At 54.4% G+C, this 15,610-nt stretch carries 10 protein-coding genes; 1 reads left to right on the plus strand and 9 read right to left on the minus strand.

What is annotated here, in order from left to right; translation table 11 throughout:
- Nucleotide 1: 1 nt before the first annotated feature.
- The 8 genes from ACLD72_RS20590 to xylA all read right to left on the minus strand — a co-directional run bounded on the left by ACLD72_RS20590 (nucleotide 2) and on the right by xylA (nucleotide 13,141).
- The gene (locus ACLD72_RS20590) at nucleotides 2-2,296 is read right to left on the minus strand and encodes a glycoside hydrolase family 3 N-terminal domain-containing protein (RefSeq protein WP_410999478.1); all 2,295 of its coding nucleotides are present in this window, start codon (nucleotides 2,294-2,296) and stop codon (nucleotides 2-4) included.
- A gap of 86 nt (nucleotides 2,297-2,382) precedes the next feature.
- A complete protein-coding gene (locus ACLD72_RS20595; protein ID WP_251592997.1) occupies nucleotides 2,383-3,300 on the minus strand; it encodes a carbohydrate ABC transporter permease in 918 nt (305 codons plus the stop codon).
- A gap of 25 nt (nucleotides 3,301-3,325) precedes the next feature.
- Nucleotides 3,326-4,255: an ABC transporter permease gene (locus tag ACLD72_RS20600; protein ID WP_410999476.1), complete on the minus strand. Its 930-nt coding sequence runs from the start codon at nucleotides 4,253-4,255 to the stop codon at nucleotides 3,326-3,328.
- 89 nt (nucleotides 4,256-4,344) lie between these two features.
- Entirely contained in the window at nucleotides 4,345-5,841 is a 1,497-nt protein-coding gene (locus ACLD72_RS20605; RefSeq protein WP_410999474.1) for an ABC transporter substrate-binding protein, read from the minus strand.
- A 218-nt stretch (nucleotides 5,842-6,059) separates the two neighbouring features.
- On the minus strand, nucleotides 6,060-7,604 hold the full coding sequence (locus ACLD72_RS20610) for a response regulator (RefSeq protein ID WP_410999519.1): 1,545 nt from the start codon (nucleotides 7,602-7,604) through the stop codon (nucleotides 6,060-6,062).
- Nucleotides 7,597-9,420 carry a sensor histidine kinase gene (locus ACLD72_RS20615; protein ID WP_410999472.1) on the minus strand — a complete coding sequence of 608 codons (1,824 nt, stop codon included), beginning with the start codon at nucleotides 9,418-9,420 and terminating at the stop codon, nucleotides 7,597-7,599. Before ACLD72_RS20615 ends, ACLD72_RS20610 begins: the two co-directional genes overlap by 8 nt.
- 792 nt (nucleotides 9,421-10,212) lie before the next feature.
- Complete coding sequence (xylB, locus tag ACLD72_RS20620; protein WP_410999470.1) at nucleotides 10,213-11,709, minus strand: xylulokinase; 1,497 nt, start codon at nucleotides 11,707-11,709, stop codon at nucleotides 10,213-10,215.
- 115 nt (nucleotides 11,710-11,824) lie between these two features.
- Nucleotides 11,825-13,141: a xylose isomerase gene (xylA, locus tag ACLD72_RS20625; RefSeq protein ID WP_410999468.1), complete on the minus strand. Its 1,317-nt coding sequence runs from the start codon at nucleotides 13,139-13,141 to the stop codon at nucleotides 11,825-11,827.
- 255 nt (nucleotides 13,142-13,396) lie between these two features.
- On the opposite strand from xylA, the gene ACLD72_RS20630 reads away from it, so the two are divergent.
- Nucleotides 13,397-14,575 (plus strand): ROK family protein, encoded by a 1,179-nt coding sequence (locus ACLD72_RS20630; RefSeq protein WP_410999466.1) that lies wholly within the window; start codon nucleotides 13,397-13,399, stop codon nucleotides 14,573-14,575.
- Nucleotides 14,576-14,749: 174 nt separating this feature from the next.
- Here ACLD72_RS20630 and ACLD72_RS20635 read toward each other — a convergent pair whose 3' ends face one another.
- Nucleotides 14,750-15,562 (minus strand): formate/nitrite transporter family protein, encoded by an 813-nt coding sequence (locus tag ACLD72_RS20635; RefSeq protein ID WP_410999464.1) that lies wholly within the window; start codon nucleotides 15,560-15,562, stop codon nucleotides 14,750-14,752.
- Between the last annotated feature and the right edge of the window lie 48 nt (nucleotides 15,563-15,610).

A 15,610-nucleotide genomic window follows, 5' to 3' on the forward strand; every position in this document is an offset into this window, starting at 1 on the left:
ATTAACCCTCCCGCACAAAAAACTTGGCGCTCAGCGTATCGTTTACGTTTTTACCTACATGAACATGAAATTCCCCTGGTTCGACGACCGGTTTGTAATCGGGGCCGATATATTGCAGTTCCTCCGCGCCGAGCGTAAACTCGACCCTCCGGGTTTCCCCCGGGGCAAGCCACACCTTGCGGAATCCTTTCAGCTCCTTCGCCGGTCTGGTCACAGTGCTGGCCACATCGGTGATGTACATCTGCACGACTTCCGCTCCGGCGCGCTCACCGGTATTCGTGACATCCACCGTCACTTTGACCGTTTCACCCGGCAAAATCGCCTCCGGCTGAACGGTCAATCCGGCATAGCTGAATTCCGTGTAGCTTAGCCCGTACCCGAACGGGTACCGCGGCTGCGAATCATCCTCGAGGTATCTTTTGCCCCGGGAACGTTTGCCGTTGTAATACACCGGAAGCTGCCCGACATGCTTCGGAATCGAGATCGTCAGGCGTCCGGACGGATTCACATCGCCGAACAAAATGTCAGCCACGGCGTGTCCGCCCTCCTGCCCCGGATACCACGCCTCCAAAATGGCGTCGGCATGCTCGTCGACCCACGGCTCGGCGATCGGCCGCCCGTTAATGTAAACCACTACCAGCGGTTTACCCAATTTGTGGATTTCTTGAATCAGCTCGCGCTGCACCCCGGACAATGCCAGCGACATGCGGTCGATACCTTCCCCGCAATCCATGTCGCTCCAGGAGTTCCCGGTGACCTTTGAAGCCCCGGTCTTCAAGTCGATGCTGCCTTCGCCAAAATCACGCGCGCTGGAGCCACCGACGACCATGACTATGGTGTCCGCCTGCTCCGCGCAGGACAAGGCGGTTTCGAAGCCTTCCCGGGAGTCGCCTTTAATCCGGCAGCCCGGGGCGTACACCACCCGCTCCGGCGCAGCCGCCAGCTTGCTGCGGATGCCGCCGAGCACGGTGGTCACCTTGGATCGCGGCTGCGGCGAGGTGTAGTCGCCAAGCTGGTTGTAGCCCACATCGGCGTTGGGGCCGATCACGGCGATTTTCCCGGCGTCCGGGGACAGCGGCAGCACGCCGCTGTTCTTCAACAGCACGATGCCTTCGCCCGCCAGCTTCCGCGCCAGCTCCACATGCTCCGCGCTGCCGATCACCCGCTCCGCCCGGTCCGGGTCGCCGTAAGGGTTCTCGAACAGGCCCAGCCGGAACTTCAGCGTCAGCACGCGGCGGACCGCCCCATCGAGCACCGCTTCCTCCAGTTCGCCGGAACGCGCCGCTTCCAACAGATGTTTGCCGAACATTTCGCCGGACATTTCCATATCGATGCCCGCGCAAATTGCCTGGACAGCGGCGTCGCGCCCGTCCGCGGCCACATCGTGACCGGAAGCCAGCATGTCGATCGCGCCGCAGTCGGTGATGACCATGCCGTCAAAACCCCACTCACCGCGCAGCACGCCGTCCAACAGTTCCTTATTGGTCGTGCAAGGCACGCCGTCAATTTCGTTGTAGGCCGGCATGACAGACGCCGCCCCCGCTTCGACTGCCTTGCGGAACGGCAGCATATCCACCTCCAGCAGCTCGCGCCGCCCCATATGCACCGGCCCCGCGTTGCGGCCGCCCTCGGAGCTGCCGTAACCGACGAAATGCTTGAGCGTCGCGGCCACACTGTCCACGCCGTCCAGGCTTTCGCCCTGCAGCCCTTCGACCGAGGCCACGGCCATCTCGCCGATCAAATAAGCGTCTTCGCCAAAACATTCCTCGGTCCGGCCCCAGCGCGGATCGCGCACAACGTCCAGGACCGGCGAATACGTGACCGCGCCACCTTGGCTGCGCGTCTCACGGGCCACCGCCCGGCACATCTCGCGGTACAAGTCCACGTTCCAGGTGCTGCCGAGCGACAGCGGCACCGGGAACACGGTCGCGCCGATCGCCATATGGCCGTGCGAGCATTCCTCCCCGATCAGGATCGGGATGCCCAGCCGCGAGTTCTCGATCGCGTAACGCTGGATCGCGTTCACGGCCTCCGCGCCTTCGCGCGGCGACAGGCCGGTTTCAAGCGTGACGCCCGTCCACGGGTCGGCCCGCAGCACGCCGTACAGCGAGCCGATGCCGCCGTTTTTCACCTGCTCCTTAAACGTCTCCGTGAGCCGGATCTCGCCGTTCACATGCTCGTAGGTCTGCCAGCCGAACGGCTGAACCAATTGCCCGACCTTCTCTTCCACGGTCATCAGCCCAAGCAGATGTTCGACCCGTTCCGGGATCGGCTTCGTGCTGTCTTTGTAAAGCAACCGCTCCACCTCGCTTAATTTTAAATGCGTGTTAAGAACAAAAAATGTCGCTATATCGGCAATATCAGTCCATTTGCGTGCCTCTCCTATTCTTTAACGGCCCCTACTGTAAGCCCCTGCACGAAATAACGTTGGAAAAACGGATAGGCGAAAATAATCGGCAGCGTCGCCAGCACGACCATCGCCATGCGCGCCGTGTCCTGCGGAATCGACGACAGCGCCTGCAGGCTCAGCGAGCTGTTTTGCGAGTTTTGCTGGATGAACTGGATGCTCGATTCGATCCGCATCAGCATGGATTGCAGCGGCACGAGATTCGGATTGTCGATGTACAGCAGGGCGTTAAACCAGTCATTCCAGTAGCCCAAGGTGCTGAACAGGCCGATCGTGGCCAGGCCCGGCAGCGACAGCGGCAATACGATACGCAGGAAAATATAGAAATCGCCCGCTCCGTCGATCCGCGCCGATTCGATAACCGCTTCAGGCACGCTGGTGCTGTAAAACGTACGAAGAATCATGATGTAGAAGGCGTTCATCGCCAGCGGCAAAATCAACGCCCACAGCGTATCCTTCAGACCCATGAGCTGGGACACGACCATATAAGTCGGAATCATCCCGCCGTTAAACAGCATGGTCACGATCGCGAACACGGAGAAAAACCGCCGGTAGCGGAAGCTTTTCCGCGATATCGCATAAGCGTACAGCGCGATCAGCACCAAGCTGAGGATCGTGCCCGCCACGGTAACCAAAATCGTCACCCCGTAGGAGCGAAGCAGCGAGTCCCCGCTTTCGAACACGAAACGGTAAGCCCCCAGGCTCCATTTGGCCGGAAACAACCGGTACCCATCCGTGGCCAGCGTTTTTTCATCGGTTAAAGAAATGATGACGACGAACAAAAAGGGGAACACGCACATAAAAGAGAATATGCCTGCGATCAGGTGCAAAACGGTGTTCCATCCGCGTGAGACATTATGAAAATCCTTATGTTTTCTGACAACCTCCGCCATAGTCTGACACTCCTTTCATCTTGAATTAGAATAGGGCACTGTCTTTGTCGATTTTGCGCACAATGAAGTTTGACACGATGACGAGCACAAAACCGACGACCGATTGATAAAGTCCCGCCGCCGTACTCATGCCGATTTCCCCGGTCGTTTTCAAACCGCGGTATACGTAAGTGTCGATGACGTTGGTCACGGCGTAGAGCGTACCGGAATCCCTCGGCACCTGATAGAACAAACCGAAGTCCGCGTAGAAGATCTTGCCCACCGCCAGCAGCGTCATAATAATGATGATCGGGGAGAGCAGCGGAATCGTGATGTTGCGGACCTGCTGCCATTTGCTCGCGCCGTCGATCATGGCCGCCTCATACAGCGATTTGTCGATGCCCATGATGGAAGCCAGGTACACGACGCTGTTGTAGCCGACCATTTTCCACAGATTGACGAACACCAATATATACGGCCAATACTTTGCTTCCGAATACCAATTGATCGGTTCCGCGCCAAACCAGCCGAGGATTTGATTGAGCATCCCCCGGTCCATGCTCAGGAAGCTGAACGCAAAGTAGCCGACGATAACCCAGGACAGAAAATACGGCAGAAACATCCCGGTTTGATACACTTTGGCCATCACTTTACCGGCCAGTTCGGAGAGGATGATCGCCATCGCCACGGAAAGCACCAATCCGATAAAAATAAAAGCAAGGTTATACAGCAGCGTGTTGCGCGTAATGGTAAAAGCATCGTCCGTCATAAACAGGAACTTGAAGTTGTCCCACCCGACCCATTCGCTTTTAGCAAGGCTGGCCCAGAACCCTTCGCGGCTAAAGCGGTACTGCTTGAAGGCAGCCACGGTGCCGACCAGGGGGAGATATGAGAAAAAGAAAAACCAAATGGCCCCCGGCAACACCATAAATAACATGACTTTGTTTTTGAGCACATTTTTGAAAAATGCGGCCATCTTTGTGTTCCCCTCCTGTCTTCATAATGAAAAAGGATCGGGCGCAACGTTCACCCGCCCGATCCTCAAATGTTCAGTTTCCCTAAATGTTATTTGTTGTTCTCAGCTCTCCAGGCATCAAGCTGTGCTTGGGCTTCGGCCATGACCTTGTCAAGACCCGCCTCTTTAAATTTTTGAATCGCTTTCGGAAGATATTCTTCCGGATCGACGGTCCCGGTCATCAGCGAGGACCAAAATTGCTCTCTCACATTTTGAACCGCGGCCATTTCGGTGGCTACTTTCGTGCTGTCGAAGTTAAAGCTCAGAATCGGCGAGTTGACGCCGGAAGCGTTAAACTGCTTGAACTGCTCCCATTTGTCGTCGGGATCGTTCGGGTTCAAATAGAGCAGCATGTTGTTGCCCAAGGAGTAGGACGGCATGTCGTAGTTTTTCGATTCCGCCAGGTTTTCCATGTGCTTGTCGTCGACTTTCTTGTAATGCACGCCTTCGATCCCGGAGTCGATCATGTTGCGCAGCACCGGATCGGTATTCAGCAGGTTCAGGAATTCCATCGCTTTCTCCGGATATTCGGAGTTGGCGGAAATGGCCATGATCGAGCCTTGAACCGATGTATTCGTAACGATGGCGTCGCTCGCCGGCGTGGATACAACCGGGTATCCAAAACTTGCGGACAACATATTGTCGGCCAGCGGCTGAGTTTGTTGCCGGAATAACAGCCAGTTGCCGGACTTTTTCAGATCCTCGATGGATCCGGTCGTTGCTGCTTCAGGAGCGACATAACCCGCTTTATAATATTTGTGCATCGTTTTCAGGGCTTCCTGCATTTCCGGAGTTTCCAAAATGTTGACGATTTTATAGTCAGTGGTGTCCAGTTTTACCGCCATCGGCAGGTCTTGGATAATGTAATCATACGGAACGTAAGGAATATACTTTTTATCCATCGCAAACGGCGTTACGCCAGGCTCTTTTTCCTTGATCGTTTTCAAGAGCGGTTCCAGACTATCCAAAGACCGGACACCTTCGATATCCAAATTGTATTTGTCAAGAAGGCTCTTGTTAAAGAACCATGCCTCCAGCTGTGGAAGCTCTTTATTGGCCGGAATACCGTAGTTGTGACCGTCGACCTTGGAGCCTTCCAGGAACGCCGGATTGATTGTGCTTTTCAGGTCTTTTCCGTATTGCTCAAGCAAATCGTCAAGTTCCATAAACGCGCCTTTTCTGGCGTTTTGCACATAATCAAAACTACCGGATCCGGAAGCGGTGAACAAAATGTCCATCGGTTCCCCGGAAGCAACATTTACCTGCATCTTTTGCGAGTAGTCGCCCCAGTCGACCATTTTCATCGTAACCGTGGCATTGATTTTTTCCTTCGTGTACTTGCTGACTTCTTCCATGACTTTGTCCACGTCTTTTTGCGGAGTGCCGATCGTGTACCAAATGAGGTTTACGGTTTTGCCCGAGTCCCCTCCGGCTGCCGGCGAGTTGCCCTCAGCGCTGTTTTTGCCTCCTCCGCAAGCGCTTAACACAAACACCAGAGCCGTTAGCATCGCGAGTGCGAAAGAAAAGCTTCTTTTGCTTCTACTCATGCTGGATCCTCCCTTTTGAATGAATTTCTGTAGTTTATCTAATACAACCTTACCGGATGAAAGCCGTTTCAAAAAGAAGCTAAATTTAATAAATCAGGGTACAAATTAAAGAAAAGATTCGCGGCAAAAAAAATACCCCGGAATAAAGAATGGAATCCCTTACATAAGGAGTTAGTTCCTTTCCTTTACCCCGGGTGCTCCCGTTGTTGTATCGTATGCTAATGAAGGGCTTTGAAATCGGTGGGCGAGATGCCGACATATTTCCGAAACTGCTTGTAAAAATAGCCGATCTCCCAATATCCCACATTGCGGGCGATCTCATGCACCTTCAAGTTGGTGTTCTTCAGCTGCTGCTTTGCTTTTTCGATCCGGTATTTATTGATATATTCCGCAAAAGAACCCCCCGTCTCCTTATGAAACAGCTGGCCTAAATAAACAGGGTGGATATGATACTGCGCTCCCAGCGTTTTCAAGGAAAGCTCGTCGGCATAATGGCCGTGGATGTACTCCAGCACCTGGCTCACCACCGGATTTTTGGCATCCTGCAGCAGCGAACCGACCGTTTCCTCCGCCACGCCCTGAAGATGCCGCACCAGCTCGGAGAACGCGGCGCTGCCCTGCACCCGGTCCAGCCCTTTTCGGAAGATGTCCGTCTCGTCGGTGTGCTTGATTTCTTTTAGCTCCATTTTAAATCTCACAACCAGTTCAAGTGCAACGTTGTGCAGGTCCTCCGGACGGATGCCCGGCGTTTGCTGCAGCTCCGCAAAGTCGGCTTGGATCCGCTGCTTTAATCCTTCCCCGTCCCGGGCCAAAATAAGCTTGGCATACTCGTCCCAAGGGAGGGATATTGCGCCGCCTTCGCCCCCCTTATCAAGCTCCAGCGACTTATACTCCATGATCAGGCGGTCCGGATAGATCATAAAATACTCCAGCGCCCGTTTAGCTTCCTGATAGCTTGCAGCGCCTTCTTCACACGGCAGCGCACCCTCCTGCCGCAGCTTGCAGGCGCTTCCGACACCGATTTGCACCGGTGTATTCCGGGCGGCAAGCGCTTCCTTAAGCTCCTGCAGCTTGGCGAGAAAATCCTGCTTCCCTTCGGCTTCGGTCTGCAGCATGCCAATCAGCACGATGTCGCCGTCAACGTCGCGGAAAGGCGTAATTTCATTGTTCGCTTTCATAAACTTAACTGTTTCATCAAAGGTTTCATTTTGGGTGCCGCCCGTTCGCAGCACAGCCACGGCCATGAAAGGCCCGTTTAAGGAAAGGCTCAGCAGTTCGGCCCGCTCGGCAAATTCCCTGGCCGCAATCTGCCCGGTCAGCCAGCGGTATAACGTATTGTCTTTGAGAATCTGCACGTCGTAAGCGTCGTACAATTCCTCGGACCGCTGGCTGTCCAATTTTTTCACCGTATTGCGCAGCGTGGATTCCAGTTCCTCCACATTGATCGGCTTCAGCAAATAGTTTTCGATGCCCAGCCGCATGCCTTCTTTCAGATAATCAAACTCATTGAAGCCGCTCAGAATGATGGCCTTGAGATCCTTATACCGCTTTCGCGCCTCGGAAATCAAGCTCAAGCCGTTCATCACCGGCATCGAAATGTCAGTGATCAGCACGTCGGCCGGCGTGGTTTGCAGCACGTCCAGCGCCTGCTGCCCGTTTTCCGCGTGCCCGACAATTTCCAGTCCGAACGACGGCCAATCCAAAATATCGTACAGCCCTTCAATGATAAAAGGCTCGTCATCGACAATAAACACTTTATACATCTTCAGCATCCGTTCCTTCCCGATTTGGATAACGTACTACAATCGTTGTCCCTTCTCCAGGCGGGCTTTCGATTTCGATCCCGTATGCAGGCCCGTACAAAAACCTTAGCCGGCTATGAACGCTGCGCAGGCCGAACATTTCCTCCGGCTCTTCTTTGCTCTCCAGCGCTTCGCGAATTTCGGCCAGCCTGCCTTGATCAATGCCTTTCCCGTTATCTTGAACAACGGCCGTCAGCATATCCCCCTCCTCCTGAACTCTGACCGTCAAGTGGTTATCGTCCCGATCGGTTCTGATGCCGTGGACGATGTAATTTTCAATGATCGGCTGCAGCCAAAGCTTCATCACCGATTTGCCGAAAAGGGCCGGATCGGCTACGATCTTATAATTGAATCTGTCTTTATAGCGGATTCTGAACAACTCCAAGTACAGCCGGCAGGCCTCCAGTTCGTCTTTCAGGGTGTAGATTTTTTTCTGCTGCACCAGGCTTTTGAACAGTACGGACAAACTGTAGATCATCTCGCCGACGTCCCTCGCCCCTTGGGAGATGGCCCGCATGCGGATCACCTCCAGCGTGTTGTATAGGAAATGCGGGTTGATCCTGGCCTGAAGCGCCACCAGCTCGGTCTGCTGCTGCTTGATTTCGGCCTTGTACACCCTTTCGATGTATTGATTCAGCTCATCAAGCATCTCGTTAAAGCTCCGGGAAATCTGCCCCAGCTCGTCCTCCCGCGGATCGGCGATCCGCGCTGTCAAATCCCCGCCGCGCACCTTGCGCGTAAACCGGATGATCCCGTACATCCGTTTGGCGAAATTGCTGATGAACAGCGACGGAATCATAATCGCAAAAAAGATGCAGATGATGCTGACGGTAAGAATCGTATTCCTTAGCCCAACGTACGTGTTGGCGAGTTCCTGTTTCGGCACGGCGCTCAGCACCGTAAATCCGCCCTGGCTTTGCGTCAGCTTGGTGACGATCGTCCCCCCGCCCAACACACCGCTGTCGTAAATCGAGTTCAACTGCTCGTTGTAGGGGTATTTCCGGCCGTAGTATGTGCCGGAGGAATCGAACAGCACGTCCCCGTTGGCGGAGATGACCAGAATAGAGCCTTTCAAGTCTTGTTTGTAATAAGCCATGCTGTTCCAAATCTTGTCCGTATCAAAATAAACCACAAGCTGTCCGATATTCCGCAGCGACTGGTTGTTGTTGACCGGCACACGGACGGAATACATCGGCGTATCCGGCAAACTCGCCGCTTTGCGCACCCAAATGTTGGCCGCCGCCACGTTCGAACTGTCCTGCTGGTACATAACATCCGGGATGTACGAGCGGGCGGCGTTGGTGGAGATGATTTTAAACTGCTTGTCGTTGCCAAAGGCATACAAATGCTGCTGATCCGCGCTGTACAGCATCAGGCTGTAGATATCCGGATTATCCTCCACCTGATTGCGGAAATACAGCACCGTATCCGTCAAGGAACTATTCTCTGTATAAAAACGATCCAGCCGGTACCTCACGTAATCCTGATACGGGTGCTCCAGGAAATAGGACGTATTGGAGGCGAGCTCGCTGTCCCGGTAGATGTCCCGCACCATGGCCTGCACTGAGTCGTATTTGCCGCCGATATAATTGCTTACGCTTTCAATCGCCCGTTTCTGAATGTCCAGCTGTCTCTGCACCGCGGACTCCGACATGAACTTGAACATCAGGTAGGAGAACGTAATGATCGTAACGATCGTAATGACCGAAAAAACCAGGATGATTTTCATGAACAAGTTGTTTTTGAAATAATTGCGGTAAATGCTGCGGATCATCATAACGCCCCTCCTCCCGCATAGGTCAATTATATCACGCCAAACGGAGCATGTGATTTGCATATCCTGGGGGGCCTGGCCTTGGGGAGCCTGACCTGGGAGAGCCTGGCCTTGGCGGCTCTAGGTTGCCATAGCGCTTATTTCGCTGAAACCCGGCTCATTTTGCTTAGATTCAGGCAAATAACGCTTCTCACAACCGTTAAAATTTTGAAAAGGGCTTTTTTCGTAAAATAGTCGCTGCTACAACCGTTAGATTTCCTGCAAGCTCAATTTTAATTCGAACACCTAAGCCTTTGCGGAAAAACTGAAATGTATCAAGGCAATAAGTTGTCTTGTGCAAGAGTTTGAGTTTATGCAACGCCAGTGCTGACGGCGTCCTTTAATGGCTCTGACTTCTACTTTGGAGCGATTGGAGGCTCTTCCTAAACATTGGACGTTTCTCTAACGGACACCAGCGACCTTATCCGTCCATTTCCCGGGTATTTCCCAGCCTAACGGACACAGGCGACCCTATTTCGCTCTAAACCCGTTCATTCAGGCCGATTTGAGGTAAATAAGAGCATCTGTGTCCGTTTACATTTTGCAATCCTCCGTTTTTCCTCAAATAACGGCTCTGGTGTCCTTTAGCCCACAGATTCCTCTTCTCCTCCCCTCTCTACCTGCACAGCACCCTCTACCATGTCCGAAATTTTACAAATTCTAGAAGATTGAAAAAACGCCCGTTCCCAAAGGAACAGGCGCCGCTGCAGGCAGATCGGAGATTAAAATCACATATGCGCTTACCCCCGGATGCGCTTACCCCCGGAACTCCTGCAGCCCTTCATTCAGCGACCGGGTGGCCGCGTAAACTTGTTGGTACAGCTTAAAGAGGCGGGCGTACTTCTCCACATTGGCGACGATCGGCTCGTACGTGGCCGCGTAGCCGATAAACGCGTCGGCGCATTCCTTCAAGCTGGCGAACCAGCCGCTGCCGACGGCGGCCATCATCGCCGCGCCCATCGCCGGGCCCTGCTCGTTCTTCAGCGCGACGACCGGCTTGCCGAAAATATCGGCCTGCATTTGCAGCCAGACCGGATTTTTCGCACCGCCGCCGATGGAGATAACGCGCTCAACCGCGATACCGGCTTGGCGGAACAGGTCAAACGACTCCTGCAGCGAGAACGTGATGCCCTCCATGACCGCGCGGGCCAAATGCTCGCGGCGGTGTGTGCCGGACAAGCCGATGAAGCTGGCGCGAATGACGCTGTCCGCATGAGGCGTACGTTCCCCGGCCAGGTAAGGAGTGAACAGCAGCCCCTCTGAGCCCGGAGCGATGTCCCCCACTGGCTTCAGCAGCTCGTCAAAGCTCAGCTCCGGCGCCAGCGACTCCTTGAACCAGCTCAGGGAGTACCCCGCGCCCAGCGTCACACCCATCGCGTAAAACGCCCCCGGATGGGCATGGTTAAAGAAATGCACCTTGCCGCCGAAGTCTTTGTTTTTGTCCTCTTCGTAAGTCAGGACAACGCCGGAGGTCCCCACGCTGCACAACGCGTCGCCCTTACGGACGATCCCCGCGCCAACCGCGCCGCAGGCGTTGTCCGCGCCGCCGCCGAACACCTTCGTCGCCGGGGACAGACCGGTCTGCGCCGCAAACTCCGGCAGCAGCGTCCCCGTCTCCTCGGTGCTGCCGACAAGCGGCGGGCAAAAGCCTTCCGGAAGGCCAAACGCGGCGGCGATTTCATCGCTCCATTTGCCTTCCGGCACGTTCAGCAGCAGCGTTCCGGCAGCGTCGGAGATTTCCATCTGCACTTTGCCGGTCATCCGATACCGCAAATAATCCTTCGGCAGCACGAAACGAGCTGCTTTGGCGAACAATGCCGGCTCATGCTCCTGCACCCACAAAACCTTCGGAAGAGTAAATCCTTCAAGAGCCGCATTGCGCGTAATTTCGAGCAGACGATCGCCCAGCTTCGCCTCGATTTCCCGGCATTGCTTGGTCGTGCGCGTATCGTTCCACAAAATCGCGTTGCGCAGCACGTTATTTTGCTCGTCCAGCAGCACCAGTCCGTGCATTTGGCCCGAGAACGACACGCCCTCGATATCGGCCGCGGAAACGCCGCTCTCCTGCAGCAGCCGCTTTAAACAGTCAACTGTGCCGTTCACCCACTCTTCGGGATTTTGCTCGCTGTACCCGGGACGCTCCTGAATAAGCGGATAAGCCGCGGAGGCTTCCCCTTTGATTTCGCCGTCTTGGCCGACGAGCAGCGTTTTGACCGAACTCGTGCCAAGATCGATGCCGATCACATATTTCATCCGTTCGATTCTCCTTTCATATTTCCCCGGCAGGCAGGGGCGTACGACCACAAAAAGGGACGGCAAGCGTCCCTTTTCATACATATAAGACGGACAAGACGTCCGGCCAACCTGATTACTTCGTGCTGAAAATATATTCGTTCAGGCGGGCTTTGATCAGTTCAAGATGATTGGATTTGTTGACGATTTTGCTGTTTTGCAGCGCGTAAGCTTCCAGCGTTTTGAAGTTGGCTTTGCCGGATACGATATCGGCGCCGATGCCGGTTTTGAAGCTGGCGTAACGTTCATCGATCAGCTTGTCGAAGAATTTGTCCTCGATCAGCTTGCCGGCAACCTTCAAGCCTTTGGCGAAGCTGTCCATGCCGGCGATATGCGCATAGAACAAGTCTTCCGGTTCAAAAGATCCGCGTCTTACTTTGGCGTCGAAGTTCACGCCGCCGGAGCCCAATCCGCCGTTTTGCAAAATTTCGTACATCGCCAGTGTAACGGCGTAGAGATCGGTCGGGAATTCGTCCGTATCCCAGCCGAGCAACGGGTCGCCTTGGTTGGCGTCGACCGAACCGAGCATGTTGTTGATGCGGGCTACGCGCAGCTCGTGCTCGAACGTATGGCCGGCCAGCGTCGCATGGTTCGCTTCCAGGTTCAGTTTGAACTGATCCTGCAGGCCGTATTTTTGCAGGAATGCAATCGTCGTGGCCGCGTCAAAATCGTATTGGTGTTTGGTCGGCTCTTTCGGCTTCGGCTCGATCAGGAACTGGCCTTTAAAGCCGATTTCTTTTGCGTAATCGATGGCCATGTTGAAAAATCTTGCCAGGTTATCGAGCTCCAAGCCCATATCCGTATTCAGCAGAGACTCGTAACCTTCGCGTCCGCCCCAGAACACGTAGTTTTCCGCGCCCAGCTCAAGCGCCGTTTCCAGACCTTTTTTCACTTGCGCCGCGGCGTAAGCAAACACGTCGGCATTGGAAGTCGTGGCCGCGCCGTGAACGAAACGCGGGTTGGAGAACATGTTGGCCGTGTTCCACAGCAGCTTCACACCGCTCGCTTTCATGCCTTCCTTGATTTTTGCCACGATGACGTCAAGGTTTTCGTTCGATTCCTTGAGCGTTTCGCCTTCTGGCGCGATGTCCACGTCATGGAAGCAGAAGTAAGGAGCGCCGAGTTTTTCGAGGAATTCGAAGTTGACTTCCACGCGCACCTTGGCCAGGTCCAGACCGCTCACGGTTTCCCACGGGCGAATCATATTGCCTTGACCAAACGGGTCGCTGCCGTTCATCGTCAGCGTGTGCCAATAAGCCACCGCAAAACGCAGATGGTCCTTCATCGATTTGCCAAGCACGACTTCGTTTTCGTTATAATGTTTGAATGCCAGCGGATTCGTGGATTCTGCGCCTTCATACTGGATTTTGTTGATGTTTTTAAAATAACTCACAATAAAGTCCTCCCAACCGGTTTGGTTTTTAAGTAAGCCTTTACATCCATTGGTTTATAAGCAGCATGCTCGCCGTTTCCAGGCAGCATGCCCTGCACAACTAGATCGTATCATGTTCAACTTAGTTTGTCTAGCCAATAAACTAAGTTGTTGTTTTTTGTTGATTTTCCGGGGGACTGTTGTGTATGATGCGTATAAAGCACGTAAATAAGATACAGGCAATATAATATACGCAATGCAACTTTGGAGGAAAAAATGAAGATAACAGGCGACCAGCAGCTGATCAAAAAAATGAACAAAACGATCGTCCTCGACACGATCCGTCAGCGCCAGCCCTTGTCCCGGGCGGATATTTCCGCCGCGATCGGGCTCAACAAGGCGACGGTGTCGTCCCTGGTGTCCGAGCTGATCGACAGCCGGCTCGTCGCCGAAATCGGCCCGGGCGAATCGAGCGGCGGCCGCAAGCCCACCCTGCTGCTGTTCAACCGCAGCGCCGGATACGCGATCGGCATCGATATTCGCGTAAACGATCTGCTGGCCGTGCTCGTTGATTTGGAGGGCAACGTCCTGCAGGAGAAGACAGCCGCGCTTACCGATTCTTCCCCGGACAGCGTGCTGGAGCAAATCCGCAAAACGATCCGCCAGCTCGCCAAAAAACTGCCCGACTCCGCCTACGGTATCGTCGGGATCGGCATCGGGGTACCCGGGCTCGTCGACGAGAAAAGCCGCGTCGTGTCCGCTCCCAATTTGGGCTGGAACCAGGTCGATTTGCTCGGCCCCCTCGCCGCCGAATTCGGCGCCAACATTCATATCGATAACGAAGCGAACGCCGGCGCGATCGGGGAAAAACTGTACGGAGCCGGCCGGGACGCCCTCAACCTGATCTACCTAAGCATCGGGATCGGCATCGGCTCGGGGATTATCGTGGGCGGGGAGCTTTACCGCGGCACCTCGAATTTTTCCGGCGAGGTCGGCCATATGACCGTTGCCGAGGACGGGCCGCTCTGCCGCTGCGGCAACCGCGGCTGCTGGGAGACCTTGGCCTCGGAAAAAGCGCTGCTCGACCGGGCCAGTAAGCTGTGGGGCCACGCGGTGCCCGACCTGGAGCAGATCGTCCGGCTAGCCCGCGAAGGCGACCCTGAGGCGGTCCGACTCCTGAACGAAACCGGCGCCCAGCTTGGCATCGGATTGGCCAACCTCGTCAACATCCTGAATCCCGAACTGATCGTCATCGGCAACCGGCTCTCGCTGGCCGGCGATCTGCTGCAGGAAGCGATGCTCGAAACGCTGGAAAACCGCAGCCTTTCCTATCATCGCAAAAAATCGCATGTCGCCTTCGCCAATCTCGGCATCCGCTCAACCGCTTTAGGCGCCGCATCCATGCCGATCACCGCTTTTCTGGCCGACCCGCATAGCGAACCGGCGGAAGCCTAGGCGCTGACTTAATACAATCCGGAGGATCAATCATCCTCCGGAGCTTAATAACCTTGAATCACGTTGCCCTTCGCCCGCCTCAAATGCCGTGGCTGTTCCACGGTTTCCACGCCTTCCACTACCACCTGCAACCTCATTTTGCGCTTCGAACGAAATATTTTCTAGGCAACGAAATCAACGTTTGTCTTGCGGAAGATCGCCTGCCTCCTGGGCATCCAAATAAGGCTTGTTCGCAAAGTAATACATAAAGCCCATCAACATCACCCCTCCGATCAAATTGCCTATCGTCACCGGGATTAAGTTGTGAACCACGCCGGCAAAAGAAATCGTCCCCGGATGATTCAGCACGAGCGCGATGGCGAACGTGCACATATTCGCGATGCTGTGCTCGTAGCCGGAAATGAAAAAACAGAAAACAAACAGCATCATGGCGAACATCTTGGCGCCATCGCCCTGCAGCGACATCGGTATGAAGAAGGCCAGGCAAACTAGCCAATTGCATAGAATGGCGCGAAAAAATAGCTCAAGGGTGGGCGTGACCATTTTATGCTCTACGACGCTCAGCAGAAAGCTGTTGACCGAGGCATCGGTAAACAACCCCGTCAAATAAATCAGCAAAGCAAAAGCGGCGGCTCCCATGATATTTCCGATATAGCTTAGCACCCATAGCCGGCCGACATCCGACCATTTCAGCTTCTTCCTTAACGCGGCAAAGGTATAATAAAACGTATTCCCGGTAAAAAGATCCCCTCCGCCGTAAGCGATCAGAATAATGGCCGCGCCGAACGTAATCGCTGCCATCGGGTATGTAAGCGGAGAGTGTTCGAGGTAGAAATAGTTGCCGCTTTTGAAAGCAACGATGACGCCAAAACCGATAAACATGCTGGCCAGCATCGCCCTGGCGATATAACGGATTTGGCTTTGGCGGAAAATTTTGTACTTTTTTAGTGCCAGTTCTTCCACTTTTAATAACGATTCGGTCTCCATAGCTCCTCCAGTCGATTTCCTTCAATTTTTATATATCTTAATATTTTG

The sequence above is a fragment of the Paenibacillus lacisediminis genome, from assembly GCF_046567315.2.

Excerpts from the sequence above, each read along its gene's own strand:
- ACLD72_RS20595 (WP_251592997.1), bottom strand. The coding sequence starts at position 3,300 with ATGGCGGAGGTTGTCAGAAAACATAAGGATTTTCATAATGTCTCACGC.
- ACLD72_RS20610 (WP_410999519.1), bottom strand. The coding sequence starts at position 7,604 with ATGTATAAAGTGTTTATTGTCGATGACGAGCCTTTTATCATTGAAGGG.
- ACLD72_RS20605 (WP_410999474.1), bottom strand. The coding sequence starts at position 5,841 with ATGAGTAGAAGCAAAAGAAGCTTTTCTTTCGCACTCGCGATGCTAACG.
- ACLD72_RS20615 (WP_410999472.1), bottom strand. The coding sequence starts at position 9,420 with ATGATGATCCGCAGCATTTACCGCAATTATTTCAAAAACAACTTGTTC.
- ACLD72_RS20635 (WP_410999464.1), bottom strand. The coding sequence starts at position 15,562 with ATGGAGACCGAATCGTTATTAAAAGTGGAAGAACTGGCACTAAAAAAG.
- ACLD72_RS20630 (WP_410999466.1), top strand. The coding sequence starts at position 13,397 with ATGAAGATAACAGGCGACCAGCAGCTGATCAAAAAAATGAACAAAACG.
- ACLD72_RS20600 (WP_410999476.1), bottom strand. The coding sequence starts at position 4,255 with ATGGCCGCATTTTTCAAAAATGTGCTCAAAAACAAAGTCATGTTATTT.
- xylB (WP_410999470.1), bottom strand. The coding sequence starts at position 11,709 with ATGAAATATGTGATCGGCATCGATCTTGGCACGAGTTCGGTCAAAACG.